Source organism: Polaribacter sp. Z014 (assembly GCF_023555435.1).
Taxonomy (GTDB): Bacteria; Bacteroidota; Bacteroidia; order Flavobacteriales; family Flavobacteriaceae; genus Polaribacter.
In genome coordinates this window covers 96,219-116,419 of record NZ_JALCZP010000009.1, presented here as the reverse complement: position 1 = coordinate 116,419, position 20,201 = coordinate 96,219, and the positions used below count along the sequence as shown (strand labels likewise).

Sequence of the window (20,201 nt, the reverse complement as noted above, 5' to 3'; positions counted from 1 at the left end):
TTCTGCTAAAGCAGCTCTAACATCAACAGCATTTCTATAAATTAAACTTTTGCAACACTTTACTAAATCTAACTTCAATAAATTCGATTGCCTCAGTTACAAATCTTATTAACTTATTAATAACATCAAAAATAGAACGGACTTAAAAACTTTAAAAAGATTGCTAAAATGGACAAACATATTGAAACAATTTTACATTATTAGAGTTGTATGTCTTTTCAAAAATTTAAACATCAAAACCATTTTTATTAAAATATTTTATTACATTTGTACTGTAATAAAAAAAAATACAGTATATTTTGATAAAGACAAGATTTTCAATCGCCTTACATATTATGACTTTACTTGCAATGTATAAAGAAGATTGGTTAACATCTACTTTAATAGCTGAGAGCTTAAATATAAATCCGGTATTGGTTAGAAAAGAACTTGCAACACTTAAGGAAGGTGGTTTAATTCAAAGTAAAGAAGGAAAACATGGTGGAATTAACATTCTAAAAGATGCTAACAAAATATATTTATCTGAGATTTTTAATCTCATAAAAGGTGATGATAACGTATTATCACTGCTTAAAAATACACCCAACCCTAATTGTAAGGTTGGTAAACAAATAAATACCAGATTAGAATCTTTATTAAATACAATAGATACTGCTATAAGTGAAGAGCTAAAGAAACAAACACTTGAAGAATTTAAAAATCAATTTTGATTTTTTTTAACCACAACTGTAACAAAAATAATTACATTAAATGAATAACAAGAATAAAACAATTAAAATAAATGGTCTAGAGATATTTTATAGAGAAGAAGGCCAGCAAAACAAAGAGACCATACTCCTACTCCACGGCTTTCCATCTTCCTCATACATGTTTAAAGGGTTAATGGAAGAGCTCTCAGAAGATTATCATCTTATTGCTCCAGATTACCCAGGGTTTGGATTAAGCGAGGCGCCAACAACATCTGAGTTTGAATATACTTTTGATAATGTATCCGCAATAATAGAAGAATTTATAGCCACTCTAAAGCTTGGTCCTTTTTATTTATTGGTTCAAGATTATGGTGGACCCATCGGATTTAGAATTGCCTCAAAAAAACCAGAATTAATCAAAGGTTTAATAATTCAAAATGCAAATGCCTATATGGAAGGCTTAGGAGAATGGGCTAAAAAAATTGAACAATTTCAAAAAAATAATGATTTAGAAGGCCTTAATAATTTTAAAGGTTATTTAATGTCTCTTGAAGGTCTTAAGGAACAGCATCTTGGAGGATCATCAACACCAGAAAACATTGACCCTTCTTACTATTTAATGGATAACGCTTTTTTAAATAGAACTGGAGCAAAAGAAATACAAACAGCCATGTTTTATAATTATGGCACCAACTTTTCAAAATACTCAGAATGGCAAGATTACTTTAAAACTCATCAGCCTAATACTTTAATTGTATGGGGAGAAAACGATCCGTTTTTTAATAAATCGGGAGGTGATGCTTATGGTAAGGATATTAAAAATATTCAATCTTATTTTTTTAATGGTGGCCATTTCTTATTAGACGAATATGCCGTTGAAGTAGCAGAAAAAATACAAAAATTTATAAAAAATTAAGTACAATTAAATATCATAAAAATGAAAGTAACAATTATTGGAGCTGGTGGAAACATCGGACAAAGAATTACAAAAGAAGCAGCAACAAGAAATCATGAATTACAACTAGTAACCTCAAAAGACAGTCGTTTTTTTGGATTAAATAATGTTAACATAGAAAAAGCAGAAATTTTTGATGTAAATGCTCTAGCAGAAATTTTTAAGAGTAGTGATGTTGTTATAAGTGCTTATGCGCCACCGCTAGAAAATACAGACTTAATTATTGATGCTTCTAAGGCACTAGTAGCAGCTGCAAAAAAGGCCAACGTTAGATTAATAGCTGTAGGAGGAGCCGGTAGTTTAAAAGTAAGTGAAGATTTGCTATTAGTAGATACACCAGAATTTCCAGCAGCTTATAAAGCTGTTGCAGTTTCTCACCAAAAAGCATTGGAAAACATTTACCTTAAAGAATCTGTATTAAACTGGACAAACGTTTCACCATCTGCTTATATTTTTGAAGGAGAAAGAACTAATAAATTTAGAGTTGCAGGTGATTACTTGCTCGCTAATGATAAAGGTGAAAGCTCTATTTCTATGGAAGATTTTGCTGTAGGAATTATGAACGAAGTTGAAAAACCTGCTTATAGTAAAAAACGTTTTACAATTGGGTATTAGTATAAAACGACATACAACGATGTCTAAAAATAATAGCGACTTTGGTTCTTAATCAAAGTCGCTATTATTATGTACTCTAAATCAAAAATAAGAAGGTTTGTATTTCATTTTTATTTAACAATGCAAGTAAATCAACATCAATAAATTTAAGTATTTTTAAAAGCTTAAAATCAACCCAAATGAAAAAAATACTACTTGTAATTATAGCAACAACTTAAAAACGAGATCTAAATATCATAGAACTTAACGTGATTTATAGTAGAAAAGAGTATGTTTTTTTTCAGCGCAGAGGCCTTAATAACAACGATACGATCCTATACGATACTTGCTTGTACGGCTATTTCATATCAATATTATTATAATAATTCTTCATCACAAACCAGGCTTTTTTACGTTGTCCTTTATCAGAAATAAGTCCTTTACGATTCCATCCTTCTTGGTTTTTAGGGTGGCATCTATATGGTGAGCGAAAATCGAATAATACCCACGGACTCGTTCCGCTAAGGTTCGGAATGTTTTTGAACATTTCAAGGTTTTTTAAGTATAAATCTTTCTGGTAATCTTCACTCCAAGAATGTGCTTTATCTTTATCGCCTATTTTTCCATATAAACTCTCACAGCCAAACTCTGTCATAATTAGAGGTTTATCAAGAGCTACATTCCATTTTATATTTGATGGGTCGGTTGGCCATGGCATGTACCATCCCATATATTTATTTACTCCTACCACATCAACAATTTTTGAGATATCATCTTTTATATTAAACGTTGAAGTTTCTTGATCATAACGTGGATTGTCAAAAGCAGCTCCAACAAGGCGGGTATCATCTAACTCATGGGCTAGATTAATTAGATCTGTAAGCACTTTATCTCTATAATTACTAGGCTTCGTTTCATTTGCTACACTCCAAATAATAATTCCTGCTCTGTTTTTATCGCGATAAATCATTTCACGTAGCATATTTATTGCTTTGTCTAGTACAACAGGGTTTTTAAAATCAATTCCTTGCCAAAGAGGAATTTCCTCCCAAATCATGAGTCCTTTTTTTTCTGCCAAGCGGATGATATGTTCGTTTTGAGGATAATGAGCAGTACGTATAAAATTACAACCTAATGCAGTAACCTCTTCTATAATCATAGCTGCATCGGCAGTGGAATAAGCACGTCCTAAGCGTTGTGGTATTTCTTCATGAAAGTTAACCCCTTTAAGGAATACTTTTTCACCGTTTAGAAGAATGTCATCTCCATTTACACTTATATTTCTAAATCCAATTTCATCTTTTACTTGTTCTTTTTGCTCTGAAATAATAGATACGTTATACATTTTTGGCGAATCAGGATTCCATAATTTTGGTTTTGCTTTTATTTCAAAAGAAGCATATCCTTTATTGTTGGTGCTAACAATTTTTTCAATTTTCAGTTCAGGAATAGAAACGGTTACTTGTTGCGATAATTTTGCTCCATCTAACTGTACATAACCAGAAATTATTTTTTTTTCATTTTTCTTTAATTGTATTTTGTAATCGCGAATAAAAGTATCTGGTGTTTGAACAAGAAATACATCTCTTAAAATTCCACCATAATTCCACCAATCAAAATTCATAGCTGGTATCCGATCTTTTTTTCTGTTATTATTTACTTTAACAACAATATCATTTTTGCCTTCCTTCAATAAATCGGTTACTTCAAATTGAAATGGTGTAAAACCTCCTTCATGATTTCCTACTTTTTTTCCATTCAACCAAACAGTTGCTTCGTAACTTACTCCGGCAAAATAAATAAAAGATCGTTTATGGTTTTGTTTGTTTGCTTCAAAATAACGTTGATACCAAATATCTCCTTCATAATATTTTAACTCTGGGTATTGTGAGTTGAAATCTCCGGGAACATCGAGCCTCATAGCTCCTTCAAATCCATATTCTAAAAACTTAGTGTCCTCTGTAGCAATTTGATTCAGATAAAATTGCTTTTTTTCTCCTCTACTATATTGGTCGACTATCGCATTCCATTTTCCGTTTAATAATTTGGTATTGTCTCTGCCATAAGGGTTCATTATAAAGCTTTGAGCATTTAAACCAATAGCAAGTATAAGATAGATGAATGTAATTAAGAATCTTTTCATTATGTTAAAAATATTTAATAAACGAATTTACATTATAAATCTAACTCATTAAATTTAATGATCATAAAATGTTGATTTCGGCTTATGGAGGTAGTCCATTAAAAAATACACAGTGTAAACGGCTTATTAAATCAATAAAATTCAAGAAATAGTATAGGCGTTTTTTAGAGCAGATTTACCAATACAAATTAGTATTATTTAATTCTCTCGAATATCTAATTTCTCTACCTTTTATTTGATAAACTCTTCTCTGTTTTTTAAATTGGTAGAAACTGAAGGCTTTAAATTTGACCTATTTGATGGCTTTAAAATAATACGCACCAAAAATGACCATATTTTACTAGCCTATGCCAAAGGTTATAGTTTGCAAACCGAATTAAATTAGCGTTTAGTAGCATCTTTTTTTAGCGAACCAAAGGATATATCAAATAAAGATGTTCTGTATAAGGAATTGCTGACTGTAGGTATAAACGCTAATGAAAGGATTAAAAAATTAGTTGATACAGAAGCTCGTAAGCACGTAGAAAAACAATTACAATATTGGAAAAACCAAACCAAAAAAATTAGTCTAAAAAAAAATAAACTTTCTCAAGTTCTTATTTTTCGCTCTAAATATCTCGTTAAAATTCAATCAATAAAAACTTAGACCACACTCAGCAAACAGATCTATAAATCTTACGCTGTAAACCTTGCAAGAAAAAAAACGACAAAAGCATTATTTCTATTAAATAATATTCAAAATCCAACACGAAGTTTTAGTGTTTTTCTCATAATATTTAACAACACAAAAATACCTCTATCAATAAATTTAAGTATTTTTAAAAGCTTAAAATCAACCCAAATGAAAAAAATACTACTTGTAATTTTAGCAACAACTTGTTTTTTAAGTTGTAAACAATCAAAAGAAGAAAAAACACCCGAACTTAGCATCAATTATAAAAAAATTGAATTAGAAAACGGTTTAGATGTTGTTTTTCATGTAGATAAATCCGACCCAGTTGTGGCTGTAGAACTAATGGTTCATGTTGGTTCTGCCAGAGAAATTGAAGGTAGAACTGGTTTTGCACATTTATTTGAACATTTATTATTCCTAGAATCTGAAAATCTAGGAAAAGGTGGATTGGATAAAATGAGTGCAAGAATTGGTGGTTCTGGCGCAAACGGATCTACTTCTAGAGACAGAACAAATTACTTACAAACGGTACCAAAAGATGGTTTAGAGAAAATGATTTGGGCAGAAGCCGATAAATTAGGATATTTTATAAACACCGTTACAGACCCGGTTTTAGCAAAAGAAAAACAAGTAGTAAAAAACGAAAAAAGACAAAGTATAGACAACAGACCGTACGGACATAACCAATATGTAATTGGTAAAAACTTATACCCAAAAGACCATCCATATAACTGGCAAGTTATTGGTTCTTTAGAAGATTTACAAAATGCAACCTTACAAGATGTAAAAGATTTTTATAAGAAATGGTATGTACCTAACAACGCAACTTTAGTATTATCTGGAGATATAGATATTGCACAAGCAACAAAATGGGTTCATAAATATTTTGATGAAATACCGAAAGGAAAAGAAGAAATACCTGTATTGGTTAAAAGACCTGGTGTAGTTAAAGAAACGAAATTTTTATATTATGAAGATAACTTTGCAAGAGTACCACAATTAACAATGGTTTGGCCAACAGTAGCGCAATACAATCCAGATTCTTATGCACTAGACGTATTATCTCAATATTTAACAGATGGTAAATCTGCCCCTCTTAATCAAGTTTTAGTTGATGATTTAAAATTGACATCTAGAACAGGTATGTACAGCAGAAATTCTGAATTGGCAGGAGAAATTCAAATTTCTATACGCGCTTTTAATAATGTAAAACTAGACGATGTAAAAGCTGGAGTTGAAAAAGGATTGGCAAAGTTTGAAACTGAAGGAATATCAGAAAAAGATTTAAATAGAATTAAAGCAGGTCAGGAAACTGATTTTTACGCAAGCCTTTCTAGCGTTTTAGGTAAAGGAACTAACCTTGCATCTTACAATACTTATTTAGGCAACCCTGGCTTTGTTACAGAAGATATTAAAAGAACATTATCCGTTACCACAGAAGATGTAATGCGTGTTTATAATACATACATAAAAAACAAAAATTATATAGCAACAAGTTTTGTTCCTAAAAACAGTACTGAATTAGCATTAACAAATTCTCAGTTAGCAGATGTTGTAGAAGAGAAAATTGTAACAGGAGCAGAAGAAAAATTCGATCCTAAAATTGCGGCAACATACGAGAAAACACCTTCTTCTTTTGATAGAACGATAGAACCACCTTACGGAGCTACGCCTTCTTTAGCAGTTCCAAAAGTGTATGAAAGTAGTTTAAAGAATGGTTTAAAAATCTTTGGAATTGAAAATGACGAAGTTCCTTTGGTTCGTTTTAATATAACTATTAATGGTGGCCAATTATTAGAATCTATGGATAAATTAGGGGTTGCTAATTTAACGGCGAATCTATTAAACAAAGGAACAAAAAATAAAACTGTAAAAGAATTAGAAGAAGCTATTCAAGAATTAGGTGCTTCTATCTATGTGTCTTCAGATGTTGAAAACATAACCTTAAGCGGAACAACATTAGCCAAAAACTATGATAAAACGTTAGCTTTAGCAGAAGAAATATTATTAGAACCAAGGTTCGATAAAAACGAATTCGATTTATTAAAAAAAGCGACCATTGCTAATTTACGTCAGGAAGAAGCTAGCCCTAATTCTGTAGCTAGAAATGCTTATAACGCGTTAATCTACGGAAAAGACAATATCCGTTCTAAAAACATTTTAGGAACAACAACATCCGTAGAAAAAATAACAATTAATGATTTAAAAGAATATTACAACAAGTTCATTTCTCCTTCTATAGCAAAAATGTTAGTTGTAGGAGATATTTCTAAAGAAAAAGTAATTGCTTCTTTAGGCAGTTTAAACACAAATTGGAAAGCAAAAGAAGTTACAATTCCGGTATATAAAACACCAGAAACACCAACTAAACCTACTGTTTATTTTTATGATATTCCGAATGCAAAACAATCTGTTTTACAATTTGGCGCACCTGCTTTAGCAGCAACAGATAAAGATTTTTACGCTGCTTCAGTTATGAATTACATTCTTGGTGGTGGTGGCTTTGCTTCTCGTTTAACACAAGAATTACGAGAAGGAAAAGGATATACGTACGGAATTCGTTCTGGTTTTTCTGGCACAAAAGCAAAAGGTGCTTTTACCATTTCTAGCGGCGTAAGAAGTAATGTAACTTTAGAATCTGCCCAAGCTGTACAAAAAATATTAGAAGAATACCCAACTACTTTTTCCGATAAAGATTTAGAAACTACCAAAAGTTTTTTAATTAAAAGTAATGCAAGAGCTTTTGAAACTTCTAGAGCAAAACTAAATATGTTGTCTAATATTAGTGACTATGGCTGGAGTGCAGACTATGTAAAAGACCAAGAAAACACGGTTAATAACATGACCAAAGAACAAATTACAGCGTTAGCAAACAAATATGTGAATCCTAATAAAATGATCTGGTTGGTTGTGGGTGATGCAGAAACACAATTGGAAAGAATGAAAGAATTAGGGTATGGAGAACCTATTTTACTGAATAAAAGACAAGAAAAAATAAAAAATTAGATATAAAACACTTCCATAAAAAAGCCCCAATTTCAAAATTGAAATTAGGGCTTTTTTTATATTCTTATGCTTTAAATTTTTCAAACAAAAGGCACCATGAGCCGCAACAGATCTATCCTATTTATTACAGCGTTTGTAATATTAGTACTTCTAAGAACCAGATACTTATATAAAAAACAACCTTTTAATTAAGACGTTACATCTCATAGAGAAGTCTTTAAATAGAACTAAAACAATCTAAATTATTAAACATTTACAATTCTTGAAATAACAAAATCAGAGTAAAGTACATAGGTTTTATTAAACTGAGGCCAATAAATTACTTTAAAGCAAGTTTAACCTTCTCATTAATTCACTTTTATTAGATCTACTAATCGGAATAACACTTTTTTGAATAAGCACACTATTATCTTCTATATCAACAATCTCTGAAATATTAATAATAAATGACCTGTGTATTCTTAAAAATAAAGAAGACGGTAACTTATCTTCTATTTTCTTTAGTGTGGAATGTACTATATAATTTTTCCCTTCTGTTTTAATGCTAATATAATCTCCTTTTGCTTCAACAAAATAGATATCTGGAATATTAATTTTAACAAGCCTTCTTTCTACACTAACATAAATAAAACTAGAATCTTCCTTAGACACATCCTTTAGATTTATAGAATTTTTAATTTTATTTAAGCCCGCTAATTTCTGTAAAGATTTATTAAATCTTTCTTTAGTAATAGGCTTTACTATATAATCAATCACGCAATCATATTCAAATGCTTGTAAAGCAAAATTCATGTCTGAAGTAGTTAAAATAATTTTTGGAGGCGATTTTAACGTTTGTATAAAGTCAAAACCAGAAAATGTAGGCATGTGTATATCTAAAAATATTAAATCGACATCATTAGAATTAAGATACTTTACAGCTTCTATAGCAGAACTAAACTCCTCTATTACAGAAACTTCTTTAGAATTACTACATAACTGCTTAATAATTAATCTTGCCGTTGCATCATCATCTATTATTATACCAATCATACTATATTTAAAAAATTATTAGACCTTTAAATATACATGAATTTTGTCTAAAATATTTACAAAATCATTATATAATTCTGTGTTAGTATTTTTTAAATCTTTTTCAAATCTAGAAGCTAATTCTAGCCCTTTTTTCAAACCTAAAATACTAATTTTATGTTTTATCTTATGAACATTATTAGCAGCCTCTACATATTCTTTTTTAGAAAAATTCTCATTAAAGAGCATATGTTCTTCAGGAAATTCCTTTTTTAACAGCTCAATGATATTTTCTTCAAATTCTAAATCTCCTCCAGAAAGCTCTTTTATATAATTTAAATTTGGGGTCTCCATTTTTGTTAGAATTGTTTTAAAAAAATCTAATTATTATTCATTAAGTTCATTCCTTTTCCAATAATCTAATAATGATTTTACTTTTTCAGAATATTGAGAATATTGTGCTGGTTTTGTAAAATAGCCAGAAATCCCCAAATTATAACAGTCTTGTAATTCTGTACTATCTTCTGAATTAGACATTATGACTACAGGAATATTCTTATACTCGGTATTTGACTTTAATATTCTTAAAAGTTCAAGACCGTTCATTTTAGGCATGTGTAAATCTAAAATAATAATATCGAAAGTTTTACCTTTTGCACTTAAAAAATGTAAAGCTTGTTTTCCATCTACCGCTTCAACTATTGTGCATGAAAAACAAATATCTTTACATACTTTTTTAAACTTAATTCTTTCCAATTCATCGTCATCAATAAGTAATATGGAGAGAGATTTCATTTCTTTTAACTTTTTTTGTTTAGAACTATGTAAAATTGAACTATTAAGAAAGAAATAAAAAATTTGTTAGTTTACATGAAGTAAAAACTCGTTAAATGGTAAAATTTTAGAGTTCAGTTTATTTTTATATGTGTATTTGCCTCTCAATATGTTTATTTAAAGAAATAAATGTTTCAAATTTAACAACTCCTTTAATAACTTTTAACTTACTATCTAACAAATACATTAAATCTTCATTATTTTTACATAATACCTTAATAAAAACTGTAAAACTACCGGTTGTATAATGACATTCTACTACTTCCGAAATTTCTTTAAGTCTTTTGATTACAGATGATAAAATTGCAGAAGCTTCTAAAAAAACCCCTACAAAAGCGGTTGTATTATAGCCCAAAGCCTTAGTATTTACCATCATTTGATAACCATCAATTAGTTCTGATTTCTCCAATTTTCTTAACCTTTGATGGATTGCAGCTCCAGAGATACCAACTTCTCTAGCAATACTTAAAATAGGTGTCCTTGCGTCTTTTATTAAACTTCTAATAATTTTTTTATCAATTCCGTCTATTTTCATCTTAAGATCTTTAACTATAAAGATAAAAAAAATAGAGAACACAAATTGTATTCTCTATTTTTATATTAAATTTAAACTAAGGTTTTATATTTTATTTCATTACAAAATCTTCCATAAACTTAGTTGTATAGTTTCCGGCAACGTAATCTGGATGATCCATTAATTGTCTATGGAAAGGAATTGTTGTTTTAACACCTTCTATTACAAATTCATCTAAAGCACGCTTCATTTTATTAATTGCTTCTTCTCTTGTTTGAGCAGTCGTAATTAATTTAGCAATCATAGAATCGTAATTTGGCGGAATCATATACCCTGCATATACATGTGTATCTACTCTTACTCCATGCCCTCCTGGAGAATGGAATGTTGTAATTTTTCCTGGTGCTGGTCTAAAATTATTATAAGGATCCTCTGCGTTAATTCTACATTCTATAGAGTGCATTTGAGGGAAGTAATTTTTCCCTGAAATTGGCACACCTGCAGCCACTAAAATCTGTTCTCTAATTAAATCGTAATTTACTACTTCTTCTGTAATAGGATGCTCTACTTGTATACGAGTATTCATCTCCATAAAGAAGAAATTTCTATGTTTATCAACAAGAAATTCTACGGTTCCGGCACCTTCATACTTAATAAATTCTGCCGCTTTAACAGCTGCAGCACCCATTTTCTTTCTTAATGCATCCGTCATAAAAGGAGAAGGAGTTTCTTCTGTCAATTTTTGATGACGACGTTGAACAGAACAGTCTCTTTCTGATAAATGACATGCTTTTCCGTAAGAATCTCCAACAATCTGAATTTCTATATGTCTTGGCTCTTCAATAAGCTTCTCCATATACATATCATCATTACCAAAAGCTGCTTTAGATTCATATCTTGCAGCATCCCAAGCATCTCTTAATTCATCGGCTTTCCAAACAGCACGCATTCCTTTACCTCCACCTCCTGCAGAAGCTTTTAGCATTACTGGATACCCAGTTTCAAGAGCTATTTTTTCACAATCTTCAAAGGTTTCAATAACACCTTCACTTCCTGGAACACAAGGTACACCTGCAGCAATCATAGTAGATTTAGCGTTTGCTTTATCTCCCATTTGATCAATCATATCTCCTGTTGCTCCAATAAATTTAATATTATGCTCTTCACATAATTTAGAAAATTTAGCATTCTCAGATAAAAATCCGTAACCTGGGTGAATTGCATCTGCATTCGTTATTTCTGCAGCTGCAATAATATTAGACATTTTTAAGTAAGATTCTGAACTTGGTGCTGGACCAATACAAACTGCTTCATCAGCAAATCTTACATGCAAACTTTCTGCATCTGCAGTAGAATATACTGCAACAGTTTTAATGCCCATTTCTTTACAGGTTCTAATAACACGAAGTGCTATTTCTCCTCTATTGGCAATTAATATTTTTTTAAACATAATTTAAGAGTTATAAGTTATAAGTTATGAGTTATGAGCTAGAAAGTCTAAAATCTAAACTCAAAAATCTAAACTCTTTCTATTACGATGGGTCTACTAAAAATAATGGTTGATCAAACTCTACAGGAGAAGAATCATCAACTAATACTTTAACAATTTTACCAGAAACTTCAGACTCTATCTCATTAAATAATTTCATTGCTTCAATTACACAAACAGTATCTCCTATAGAAATATCAGTTCCTACTTCAACAAAATTAGATTTATCTGGAGATGGTCTTCTGTAAAATGTTCCAATAATAGGAGACTTTACAGTAATATATTTAGAATCTTCACTTTCTGCTTGTACAGCTGCTTCTGAAGTAGCAACTGGTTGCGCTGCAATAGGAGCTGCTACTTGAGGCATACCTGCCATTGGAGCTGCTTGTAAAATTGTTGTTTCTGTTTTTCCAGAACCAGTTCTAATCGTAATCTTTACATCTTCCATTTCTAACTTTACCTCGCTAGCGCCAGATTTAGCTACAAATTTTATAAGATTTTGAATCTCTTTAATATCCATACTCATAATTGTTTAGTTATTGTATTTATGAATTATACGCCCATTTTACGTAAGCTGCTCCCCATGTGAAACCGCCACCAAATGCCGCAAAAATTAAATTATCTCCTTTTTTTAATTGACTTTCATAATCTGCCAGTAAAAGAGGTATAGTTGCTGATGTAGTATTCCCATATTTTTGAATATTCATCATTACTTTCTCTAATGGCATTTCTATCCTTTTAGCAATTGCTTCAAGAATTCTTTTATTAGCTTGATGAGCAACTAACCATTGAACATCTTTTTCTATAAGATTATTTCTGGTTAACACTTTTTTTGCAACATCTGCCATACTAGAAACGGCATATTTAAAAACAGTTTTACCTTCCTGATACACAAAATGTTTATCTCCTTCCACTGTCTCTTTGGTTGTTGGCATTACAGAACCACCTGCTTCTACTCTTAAAAAGTCTCTTCCTACACCATCACTTCTTAAATATTCATCTTGCAAACCTAACCCCTCATAATTAGGTTCAAACAATGCAGCTCCTGCTCCATCTCCAAAAATAATACAGGTTGCCCTGTCTTTATAATCTATAATCGAAGACATTTTATCTGCCCCTATTAATAGCACTTTTTTATATCTACCAGACTCTATATAACTTGCGGCAGTAGACATACCGTACAAAAAACTAGAACATGCAGCTAACAAATCATAACCAAAAGCATTTATTGCTCCTATTTCTGACGCAACATAAGCTGCTGTAGATGCTATAGGTAAGTCTGGTGTTGCAGTACCAACAATAATTAGGTCTATTTCTGCTGGGTTTACTTTTGATTTTTCTAGTAATTCTTCTGCGGCTTTTATAGCCATGTATGAAGTACCTAAACCTTCTCCTTTTAAAATTCTTCTTTCTTTAATTCCTGTTCTACTGGTAATCCACTCATCATTTGTTTCTACCATGGTTTCTAACTCTTTATTAGTTAGAACATATTCAGGAACATATTTCCCTACTGCTGTAATTGCTGCAGTGATTTTTGTCATAATTTTAGTTGTTTTCCATGTGGTTAGGAAAATCAAAAGTAGTGATTTTTATTTCACTTTTTAAAGTATTAATTATCAAAAGAAGTGATTTTTACTTTAAAAACGCAAAAAAACCCTCATTTAATGAGGGTTTTTATTCAAAAACTTTTAATTCTTATGCTTCAATTGCTGATGCCGATTCTAATACTACTTGTCCTCTGTAGTATAATTTACCTTCATGCCAGTGAGCTCTGTGGTATAAATGCGACTCTCCTGTTGTTGGATCTGTTGCTATTTGTTGAGAAGCGGCTTTATAATGCGTTCTCCTTTTGTCTCTTCTAGTTTTAGATATCTTTCTTTTAGGATGTGCCATTTTATGTATTTTTTTCTGTTATTAAATTCTTTAATTTATCCCACCTTGGGTCTGTCTCTTCAACAGTCTTTACTTCTTTTATTTCTAATTCTCTTAACTTATTTAATGCTTCAGAGTCCATTGTTCCGTCTAATACTTTTGGATGAACCCTTTTATTTGGAACTGATAATACAATCATTTCATAAATAAACTGAGCTACACTAAACTCATACGCCTCATGAGGTAAGATTAAAATCTCCTCATTTTCATCATTAAATTCTGGTCCGAAGTTTACAACTAAAGGTAAAACTGCTTGAACATCTTGTTTATAAAGTTCATTAGAAACATCACAGGGCACCTCTACATAACCATTGGCAGTAAAAGTTAACTCTAATAATGTACTCTTCTTTATAAAATCTAATGAGATTTTAATTGATGAACTTTCATATTCATCAAAATTAAAGGCGTCAAAGAACGTATTATCAATTTCATATTCAAACAAATGACTTCCTTCTTTTAATCCTACAAACGGTATGTTGAATTCCTTTAAGTATTTCATTTCCAAATATCAGTTGAGCGTGCAAAGATATAAAAAATTCTTATTTTACACTGTTTTCTTTTAAAAGTTTTTTATTTTACTAAAAGAGGACTTTTTGTAAGCTCTTTATATTCTTTTCTTGTCTTATAAATTTCAATTGCAGTAAACAATGCTTCTTTAAAAGAAGATGCATTTGCTATATTTTTTCCAGCAATATCAAAGCCTGTACCGTGATCTGGTGATGTTCTAATCTCACTTAAACCTGCCGTATAATTTACTCCACTACCAAAAGACAACGCTTTAAATGGCGCCAAACCTTGGTCGTGATAAGTTGCTAAAACACCATCAAACTGCTTATATGTTTCAGAACCAAAGAATCCATCTGCTGCATAAGGTCCAAAAACCAACTTACCAGATTCTTTTATTTCATCTATAGTCGGCTTTATAATCTCATCATCTTCAACACCAATAACTCCCTTATCTCCACAATGTGGATTTAATGATAAAACTGCTATTTTTGGTTTATTGATACCAAAATCTTGTACCAACGAAGCATACATTGTTCCTACTTTTTCTTTAATTAATGCCGAAGTAATAGTCTCTGCTACTTTAGAGATAGGAATATGCCCAGTAATTAACCCAATTCGTAATGCATCTGTCATTAAAATCATCAAACTCTTTCCTTCTAGTTTATCTTCTAAGTATTCAGTATGTCCCGGAAAATTAAAAGTATCAGATTGTATGGTTTCTTTATTAATTGGTGCAGTTACTAAAACATCTATCTTTTTTTCTTTTAAATAAGTCGTTGCTGCCTCTAATGATTTTGCTGCATACTCACCAGATTCTTTCGTTGCCTTCCCTAATTCAACAGAAACATCTTCTTTCCAAATATTTAGTATATTAATCTTATTATGATTAATTTGATTTAAAGAGGTTATTCCATGAACAGGAGTCTCTGATTTTAATGCTTTTTTATGATAAGAAACTACTTTTGTACTTCCAAAAATAACGGGTGTACAAAAATCTAGCATTCTTTTATCTTGAAAAGTTTTTAGAATTACTTCTAAACCTATTCCATTTAAATCTCCTATTGAAATACCAACTATAATTTTATCAGATTTATCCATAGTAACTCTTCTATTATTCCTATTTTTGAATACCACAAAAGTAACTAAAATTTATAAATATGTTTACCGGAATTATAGAAACACTTGGTACAATAACAAATATTACAAAAGAACAAGACAATATTCATCTAACTGTGAAAAGTAATTTTACTAATGAATTAAAAATAGATCAAAGCGTAGCGCATAATGGTGTATGTTTAACTGTTGTAAATATTAAAAATGACACATACACAGTTACCGCAATTAAAGAAACTTTAAACAAAACAAATATTGGTCGTTTAAATGTAAATGATTCTGTAAACTTAGAAAGAGGAATGAAGCTAGGTGATCGATTAGATGGACATATAGTGCAAGGCCACGTAGACCAAACTGCAACTTGCATTAATATTAAAAAAGATAATGGAAGTACTATTTTTACTTTTAAATACGATGCTGGCACTAATAATATTACCATAGAAAAAGGTTCTATTACTATAAATGGAGTAAGCTTAACGGTTGTTAACTCTAAAAAAGATGAATTTAGTGTTGCTATAATACCATATACGACAGAAAACACAACCTTTAAGTATTTAAAACTTAATGATTGTGTAAATCTCGAATTTGATGTTATTGGAAAATACGTTAGTAAACTAACTAATTCTTAACCTTCTTTACTCCGTAAATAATTCCAGAAACTACTAAAAAGATCAAACCTCCGTCAATCGCCAAACCAGGTGGTGGCGGTGGTGGTCCTGCAGGTCTTGGAACATTTTGTGCGTTAACTATATACGTAAGTGCTAGCATTATTATTAATGCAAAGTATTTTTTATTTTTCATTTTATATCCCCCCAGATTAAAATTTTAATATTAAATAATTTTATTAAATAAAAAATCTATATATCATTAATCATCCATAAACAATCTAAAAAGAAAGCTTATTTGTTATAACTAAACAAATCAACCTCTTTTCTAACTACTTACTAAAATAGGATATAAAAATTTTCTCGGCAAATATAGATACTTTTATTTATTAATTGTAATTTTTAGCATCCGTTTTAAAAATAATTTGATTTACTATCAATAATCATCATAAAAATCTAATTAATTTTAAAATAAGCTTCAATGACAAGGTTCGGATTATCTCATTTTAATGATTCGCATATCCCCCCAAGCCCTTCATCTTAAATTTATACTTTTATTAATTTTAATACACTTAGATAACTTAATCCAAAATATTTAGAATAATTCTTAGTTTTTAACCAAACTAATTCATGCTCATTAATAATTAATTAAAGTAAATCACAATCTCTCAATTTCAATATTTATTAAAACCTTTTCTTTTTAAACAGCAATAACATTTTATTTAGTATTAGACTAATTTCTTTTTCTAACTTATTATATAGTAAATAACCGTTATTTAAATATTTTTTAAAAACAAAAAAAAGCCTTTACATTTCTGTAAAGGCTTGTTGTTACTAGTGGTCCCACTTGGGCTCGAACCAAGGACCCTCTGATTATGAGTCAGATGCTCTAACCAGCTGAGCTATGGGACCGAATAATTGGCTGCAAAGGTACTCTTTATTTTGAATAATCAACAAACTTTTTTAAAAAAAATTAATTAAACTGATCTATTCATTAACCAAAGTCCAAAATTCCTTAAACTAGCCTTACTTTCTTCAGAAATATTCATGCAAGATAAAGTCTCAAAAGCTCTTTCTGTATAATCCTGAATCTGTTCTTTTATTAAAATAGGAATATCATTTAAATCAAAAATACGACTTACCTCCGTAATTTTAGTTGAATTATCATCTAATTTACGGCTATAAAAATATTCCAATTTCTTACAATCATGCTCATTTGCAACCTCTAATGACTTTAAATAAAGATAAGTTTTCTTATTTTCAATAATATCCCCTCCTACTTGTTTTCCAAAAGTTTCGGGATCACCAAAAGTATCTAAATAATCATCTTGTAACTGAAAGGCCAATCCTAAATTCAGTCCAAAATCATATATTAAGTTTGCATTTTCATCACTAGTTTCTGCAACTATTGCACCCATTTTTAATGCCGCTGCAACCAAAACTGAAGTTTTTAAACGAATCATATTAATATACTCATCGATAGTTACATCATTTCTAGTTTCAAAATCGACATCTAATTGCTGTCCATCACAAACCTCTAAAGCTGTTTTGCTAAATAGTTTTGCTAATTTCTGAAAAACAACGGGTTCATAATTCTCAAAATACTGATATGCTAATATCAACATGGCATCTCCAGAAAGAATTCCCGTATTGATATCCCATTTTTCATGCACTGTAGCCTTACCTCTTCTTAAAGGTGCATCATCCATAATATCATCATGAATTAAGGTGAAATTATGAAAAACTTCTACAGCCAAAGCTGCTGGCATTGCTTTTTCATATCCTCCAGAAAAAATATCTGCTGCCATTAGCGTTAAAATAGGACGCATTCGTTTACCGCCTAATTTTATAATATAATCTATGGGCTCATATAAATTTTTAGGTTCATTAACCCACTTTTTAGATTCTAAATAATCAATAAAATCTTTCTGATAATGTAAAATGTCCAAATCTGTATTTTTTTTGTAAAAATAACGTAAAGAAATTTTATTTTTTAATTCCACTGTAGAAAAATTACTAAAACTTTGGAAACTTTTTTTGTTTCCAAAGTTTCCTTTTATATATTTGCACCCGAATATTAATTTTTTTTATAAAATTCAATATTTAGATTCCCATGTTCACGGGAATGACAATTTCAGAGGAAACCTTTAGAAAAACTAAAGGAAACTTTTTTAAATTATGAGAGAAAAAATTTTAGAAAAATCAAATGAACTCTTTTTAAACTTAGGTTTTAAAAGTGTTACTATGGATGAAATAGCAGAGGCTCTTGGGGTTTCAAAAAAAACCATTTACAAGTATTTTAAAAACAAAACCGAACTTGTTACCGCTGTAACACACGCTATGTTTGATAAAATATGTTGTGGTATTAATGGCGTTTGCAAATTAGAATTAAATGCAATACATGAAATTTTTTCTATAAAAAGATTGATTATGGAAAATTTAAAGGATGAAAAATCATCACCACAATATCAACTTCAAAAATATTACCCTAAAATTTATACCTCTTTAAAACAAAAACAATTTCATGTAATGCAAGATTGCGTTATCAATAACCTAAAAAAAGGAATAAAGACCAACTTATACAGAGAAACAATAGATTTAGAATTTATCTCAAGAATATATTATAATGGAATGATCGGAATTAAAGATAAAGATCTATTTCCTTTAACAAATTATTCTATGAACACCTTAATGACCTATTACTTAGAATATCATTTAAGAGGAATTTGTACTGAAAAAGGAATACAACAATTAGAAAACCAATTAAAACTGAAATAAAGAACACATGAAAAAAATAATTATGGTATGTTTAAGTACCTGTTTTTTCTTAGTTACAAACGCACAAGAAAAAACAATGAAATTATCTTTAAAAGAAGCTATAGACTTTGCAATAGAGCATAGTTACAATACCAAAGCATCTAAAAATGATATAAAAATTGCAGACAAAAAAGTTTGGGAAACAACCGCTACTGGGTTACCTCAAATTTCAGGAACTGTAGATTATACAAATTGGCTTAAACAACAAGTATCGTTGTTACCTGCCGAATTAGTTGGAGGAGCTGCAGGCACCTTTACCCCTGTAACTTTTAGTCCAAAACAAAATATTGGTGCATCTGTAACCTTAAAGCAATTATTATTTGATGGTTCTTATTTGGTAGGATTACAAGCATCTAAAACATATTTAAAAATTTCTAAACAAGCCAATGAAAAAACAGAGCTCCTAACCAGAGAAGCTATTATAAATGCTTACGGAAATGTTTTAGTGGTAGAAAACAGCATTACCATATTAGAAGGAAATATAAGAATTCTTGAAAAAAATTTAAGTGATGCTAAAAAAATCTATGAAAATGGTTTTAATGAAGAGGAAGATGTAGAACAACTACAAATTACATTAGGAAATCTAAAAAGCCAGCTTAATAGCGTTAAGAGAATGAAAGACATTGCTTACAAGATGCTAAATCTTTCTCTAGGAAACCCAATTGAAACACAACTTGTATTAACAGATTCTTTAGATTCTTTAGCGGAAAAAAACATTAACTTAGGTTTAATTGCCGATGATTTTAAAGTAGATAAACATATCGATTTTAAAATTGCACAAAACGATAGAGAATCTAAACGCTTACTTGTAAAATTAGAAAAAAGTAAAGCTTTACCAAGTTTATCTGCCTATGTGAATTACGGAGCACAAGCATACTCTAGCGACTTTTCTTTTTTTAAATCAGATCAAAGCTGGTACAACTCTTCTTTATTAGGTGTTAGTTTAAACATCCCTATATTTAGTAGTTTACAAAGAAGTTCTAAAACTGCACAAGCAAAAATCGACTTAGAAACAGCAGATATTAGATTAGAAGAAACTAAACAACGCTTAACCTTATTGGCAGAAAAAGCAAAAAGCGAGTATCAATTAAGCATCGAAAACTACGCAACAGCAAAGAAAAATGTTGGCTTAGCAGAAAGAATAGAAAAAAAGCAACGAATTAAATTCTTCGAAGGAATTTCTACTAGCTTCGATTTACTGCAAGCACAAAACCAACTATACACACAACAACAAACCTACATACAATCTATGTTAGATGTAATTGCTAAAAAAGCAACTTTAGAAAACGCATTAAACACCCCAATCAAATAACAACCAG

At 30.1% G+C, this 20,201-nt stretch carries 20 protein-coding genes and 1 tRNA gene; 7 read left to right on the top strand and 14 right to left on the bottom strand.

The features are described 5' to 3' along the window. Nucleotides 1–299: 299 nt before the first annotated feature. From MPF19_RS12060 to MPF19_RS12050, 3 genes are read left to right on the top strand one after another with little or no spacing between them, the layout of a single operon-like run. Complete coding sequence (locus tag MPF19_RS12060) at nucleotides 300–710, top strand: Rrf2 family transcriptional regulator (protein ID WP_284041503.1); 411 nt, start codon at nucleotides 300–302, stop codon at nucleotides 708–710. A 40-nt stretch (nucleotides 711–750) separates the two neighbouring features. After that, the gene (locus MPF19_RS12055; RefSeq protein ID WP_249988442.1) at nucleotides 751–1,605 is read left to right on the top strand and encodes an alpha/beta fold hydrolase; all 855 of its coding nucleotides are present in this window, start codon (nucleotides 751–753) and stop codon (nucleotides 1,603–1,605) included. 21 nt (nucleotides 1,606–1,626) lie between these two features. Next, on the top strand, nucleotides 1,627–2,259 hold the full coding sequence (locus MPF19_RS12050) for an NAD(P)-dependent oxidoreductase (RefSeq protein WP_249988441.1): 633 nt from the start codon (nucleotides 1,627–1,629) through the stop codon (nucleotides 2,257–2,259). A gap of 337 nt (nucleotides 2,260–2,596) precedes the next feature. Here the strand turns inward: MPF19_RS12050 and MPF19_RS12045 are convergent, their stop codons facing one another. Beyond that, nucleotides 2,597–4,381 carry a glycoside hydrolase family 2 protein gene (locus MPF19_RS12045; protein ID WP_249988440.1) on the bottom strand — a complete coding sequence of 595 codons (1,785 nt, stop codon included), beginning with the start codon at nucleotides 4,379–4,381 and terminating at the stop codon, nucleotides 2,597–2,599. 841 nt (nucleotides 4,382–5,222) lie between these two features. On the opposite strand from MPF19_RS12045, the gene MPF19_RS12040 reads away from it, so the two are divergent. Further along, complete coding sequence (locus tag MPF19_RS12040; protein ID WP_249988439.1) at nucleotides 5,223–8,060, top strand: M16 family metallopeptidase; 2,838 nt, start codon at nucleotides 5,223–5,225, stop codon at nucleotides 8,058–8,060. A 324-nt stretch (nucleotides 8,061–8,384) separates the two neighbouring features. Here the strand turns inward: MPF19_RS12040 and MPF19_RS12035 are convergent, their stop codons facing one another. From MPF19_RS12035 to pdxA, 10 genes are all read right to left on the bottom strand, one after another. Further along, on the bottom strand, nucleotides 8,385–9,092 hold the full coding sequence (locus MPF19_RS12035) for a LytR/AlgR family response regulator transcription factor (protein ID WP_249988438.1): 708 nt from the start codon (nucleotides 9,090–9,092) through the stop codon (nucleotides 8,385–8,387). Nucleotides 9,093–9,110: 18 nt separating this feature from the next. Beyond that, nucleotides 9,111–9,425 (bottom strand): Hpt domain-containing protein, encoded by a 315-nt coding sequence (locus tag MPF19_RS12030; protein ID WP_203391916.1) that lies wholly within the window; start codon nucleotides 9,423–9,425, stop codon nucleotides 9,111–9,113. A 33-nt stretch (nucleotides 9,426–9,458) separates the two neighbouring features. Then, nucleotides 9,459–9,866, bottom strand: a complete 408-nt coding sequence (locus MPF19_RS12025; protein WP_203391915.1) for a response regulator — start codon at nucleotides 9,864–9,866, stop codon at nucleotides 9,459–9,461. Nucleotides 9,867–9,990: 124 nt separating this feature from the next. Further along, complete coding sequence (locus tag MPF19_RS12020) at nucleotides 9,991–10,440, bottom strand: Lrp/AsnC family transcriptional regulator (protein ID WP_249988437.1); 450 nt, start codon at nucleotides 10,438–10,440, stop codon at nucleotides 9,991–9,993. A gap of 91 nt (nucleotides 10,441–10,531) precedes the next feature. Further along, nucleotides 10,532–11,869, bottom strand: a complete 1,338-nt coding sequence (gene accC / locus MPF19_RS12015; protein WP_249988436.1) for an acetyl-CoA carboxylase biotin carboxylase subunit — start codon at nucleotides 11,867–11,869, stop codon at nucleotides 10,532–10,534. 82 nt (nucleotides 11,870–11,951) lie between these two features. Beyond that, a complete protein-coding gene (gene accB / locus MPF19_RS12010) occupies nucleotides 11,952–12,428 on the bottom strand; it encodes an acetyl-CoA carboxylase biotin carboxyl carrier protein (protein ID WP_203391912.1) in 477 nt (158 codons plus the stop codon). Between the two features lie 25 nt (nucleotides 12,429–12,453). Further along, on the bottom strand, nucleotides 12,454–13,449 hold the full coding sequence (locus tag MPF19_RS12005) for a beta-ketoacyl-ACP synthase III (RefSeq protein ID WP_249988435.1): 996 nt from the start codon (nucleotides 13,447–13,449) through the stop codon (nucleotides 12,454–12,456). Between the two features lie 154 nt (nucleotides 13,450–13,603). Further along, nucleotides 13,604–13,801: a 50S ribosomal protein L32 gene (rpmF, locus tag MPF19_RS12000; protein WP_068448735.1), complete on the bottom strand. Its 198-nt coding sequence runs from the start codon at nucleotides 13,799–13,801 to the stop codon at nucleotides 13,604–13,606. A gap of 1 nt (nucleotide 13,802) precedes the next feature. After that, a complete protein-coding gene (locus MPF19_RS11995; protein WP_203391910.1) occupies nucleotides 13,803–14,339 on the bottom strand; it encodes a YceD family protein in 537 nt (178 codons plus the stop codon). Nucleotides 14,340–14,410: 71 nt separating this feature from the next. Further along, a complete protein-coding gene (pdxA, locus tag MPF19_RS11990; RefSeq protein ID WP_249988434.1) occupies nucleotides 14,411–15,445 on the bottom strand; it encodes a 4-hydroxythreonine-4-phosphate dehydrogenase PdxA in 1,035 nt (344 codons plus the stop codon). A 59-nt stretch (nucleotides 15,446–15,504) separates the two neighbouring features. Here pdxA and MPF19_RS11985 point away from each other — a divergent pair, with 59 nt between their 5' ends. After that, nucleotides 15,505–16,089 carry a riboflavin synthase gene (locus tag MPF19_RS11985; protein WP_203391908.1) on the top strand — a complete coding sequence of 195 codons (585 nt, stop codon included), beginning with the start codon at nucleotides 15,505–15,507 and terminating at the stop codon, nucleotides 16,087–16,089. Here the strand turns inward: MPF19_RS11985 and MPF19_RS11980 are convergent. The 3 genes from MPF19_RS11980 to MPF19_RS11970 all read right to left on the bottom strand — a co-directional run bounded on the left by MPF19_RS11980 (nucleotide 16,079) and on the right by MPF19_RS11970 (nucleotide 18,014). Continuing rightward, on the bottom strand, nucleotides 16,079–16,228 hold the full coding sequence (locus tag MPF19_RS11980) for a PID-CTERM protein-sorting domain-containing protein (RefSeq protein WP_249988433.1): 150 nt from the start codon (nucleotides 16,226–16,228) through the stop codon (nucleotides 16,079–16,081). The genes MPF19_RS11985 and MPF19_RS11980 overlap by 11 nt on opposite strands. 675 nt (nucleotides 16,229–16,903) lie before the next feature. Next, nucleotides 16,904–16,977, bottom strand: a tRNA-Ile gene (locus MPF19_RS11975). A gap of 65 nt (nucleotides 16,978–17,042) precedes the next feature. Further along, nucleotides 17,043–18,014: a polyprenyl synthetase family protein gene (locus MPF19_RS11970; protein ID WP_249988432.1), complete on the bottom strand. Its 972-nt coding sequence runs from the start codon at nucleotides 18,012–18,014 to the stop codon at nucleotides 17,043–17,045. Between the two features lie 229 nt (nucleotides 18,015–18,243). Here MPF19_RS11970 and MPF19_RS11965 point away from each other — a divergent pair, with 229 nt between their 5' ends. Then, complete coding sequence (locus tag MPF19_RS11965) at nucleotides 18,244–18,843, top strand: TetR/AcrR family transcriptional regulator (protein WP_249988431.1); 600 nt, start codon at nucleotides 18,244–18,246, stop codon at nucleotides 18,841–18,843. Between the two features lie 7 nt (nucleotides 18,844–18,850). Further along, nucleotides 18,851–20,194 carry a TolC family protein gene (locus MPF19_RS11960; RefSeq protein WP_203391904.1) on the top strand — a complete coding sequence of 448 codons (1,344 nt, stop codon included), beginning with the start codon at nucleotides 18,851–18,853 and terminating at the stop codon, nucleotides 20,192–20,194. The last annotated feature ends 7 nt before the right edge of the window (nucleotides 20,195–20,201 follow it).

What these genes read in the sequence shown, in the direction of transcription:
- MPF19_RS12035 (WP_249988438.1), bottom strand. Translation starts at nt 9,092, where the DNA reads ATGATTGGTATAATAATAGATGATGATGCAACGGCAAGATTAATTATT.
- accC (WP_249988436.1), bottom strand. Translation starts at nt 11,869, where the DNA reads ATGTTTAAAAAAATATTAATTGCCAATAGAGGAGAAATAGCACTTCGT.
- MPF19_RS12020 (WP_249988437.1), bottom strand. Translation starts at nt 10,440, where the DNA reads ATGAAAATAGACGGAATTGATAAAAAAATTATTAGAAGTTTAATAAAA.
- rpmF (WP_068448735.1), bottom strand. Translation starts at nt 13,801, where the DNA reads ATGGCACATCCTAAAAGAAAGATATCTAAAACTAGAAGAGACAAAAGG.
- MPF19_RS11980 (WP_249988433.1), bottom strand. Translation starts at nt 16,228, where the DNA reads ATGCTAGCACTTACGTATATAGTTAACGCACAAAATGTTCCAAGACCT.
- accB (WP_203391912.1), bottom strand. Translation starts at nt 12,428, where the DNA reads ATGGATATTAAAGAGATTCAAAATCTTATAAAATTTGTAGCTAAATCT.
- MPF19_RS12005 (WP_249988435.1), bottom strand. Translation starts at nt 13,449, where the DNA reads ATGACAAAAATCACTGCAGCAATTACAGCAGTAGGGAAATATGTTCCT.
- MPF19_RS12040 (WP_249988439.1), top strand. Translation starts at nt 5,223, where the DNA reads ATGAAAAAAATACTACTTGTAATTTTAGCAACAACTTGTTTTTTAAGT.
- MPF19_RS12050 (WP_249988441.1), top strand. Translation starts at nt 1,627, where the DNA reads ATGAAAGTAACAATTATTGGAGCTGGTGGAAACATCGGACAAAGAATT.
- MPF19_RS11960 (WP_203391904.1), top strand. Translation starts at nt 18,851, where the DNA reads ATGAAAAAAATAATTATGGTATGTTTAAGTACCTGTTTTTTCTTAGTT.
- MPF19_RS12025 (WP_203391915.1), bottom strand. Translation starts at nt 9,866, where the DNA reads ATGAAATCTCTCTCCATATTACTTATTGATGACGATGAATTGGAAAGA.
- MPF19_RS12030 (WP_203391916.1), bottom strand. Translation starts at nt 9,425, where the DNA reads ATGGAGACCCCAAATTTAAATTATATAAAAGAGCTTTCTGGAGGAGAT.
- MPF19_RS11965 (WP_249988431.1), top strand. Translation starts at nt 18,244, where the DNA reads ATGAGAGAAAAAATTTTAGAAAAATCAAATGAACTCTTTTTAAACTTA.
- pdxA (WP_249988434.1), bottom strand. Translation starts at nt 15,445, where the DNA reads ATGGATAAATCTGATAAAATTATAGTTGGTATTTCAATAGGAGATTTA.
- MPF19_RS11985 (WP_203391908.1), top strand. Translation starts at nt 15,505, where the DNA reads ATGTTTACCGGAATTATAGAAACACTTGGTACAATAACAAATATTACA.
- MPF19_RS11995 (WP_203391910.1), bottom strand. Translation starts at nt 14,339, where the DNA reads ATGAAATACTTAAAGGAATTCAACATACCGTTTGTAGGATTAAAAGAA.
- MPF19_RS12055 (WP_249988442.1), top strand. Translation starts at nt 751, where the DNA reads ATGAATAACAAGAATAAAACAATTAAAATAAATGGTCTAGAGATATTT.
- MPF19_RS12045 (WP_249988440.1), bottom strand. Translation starts at nt 4,381, where the DNA reads ATGAAAAGATTCTTAATTACATTCATCTATCTTATACTTGCTATTGGT.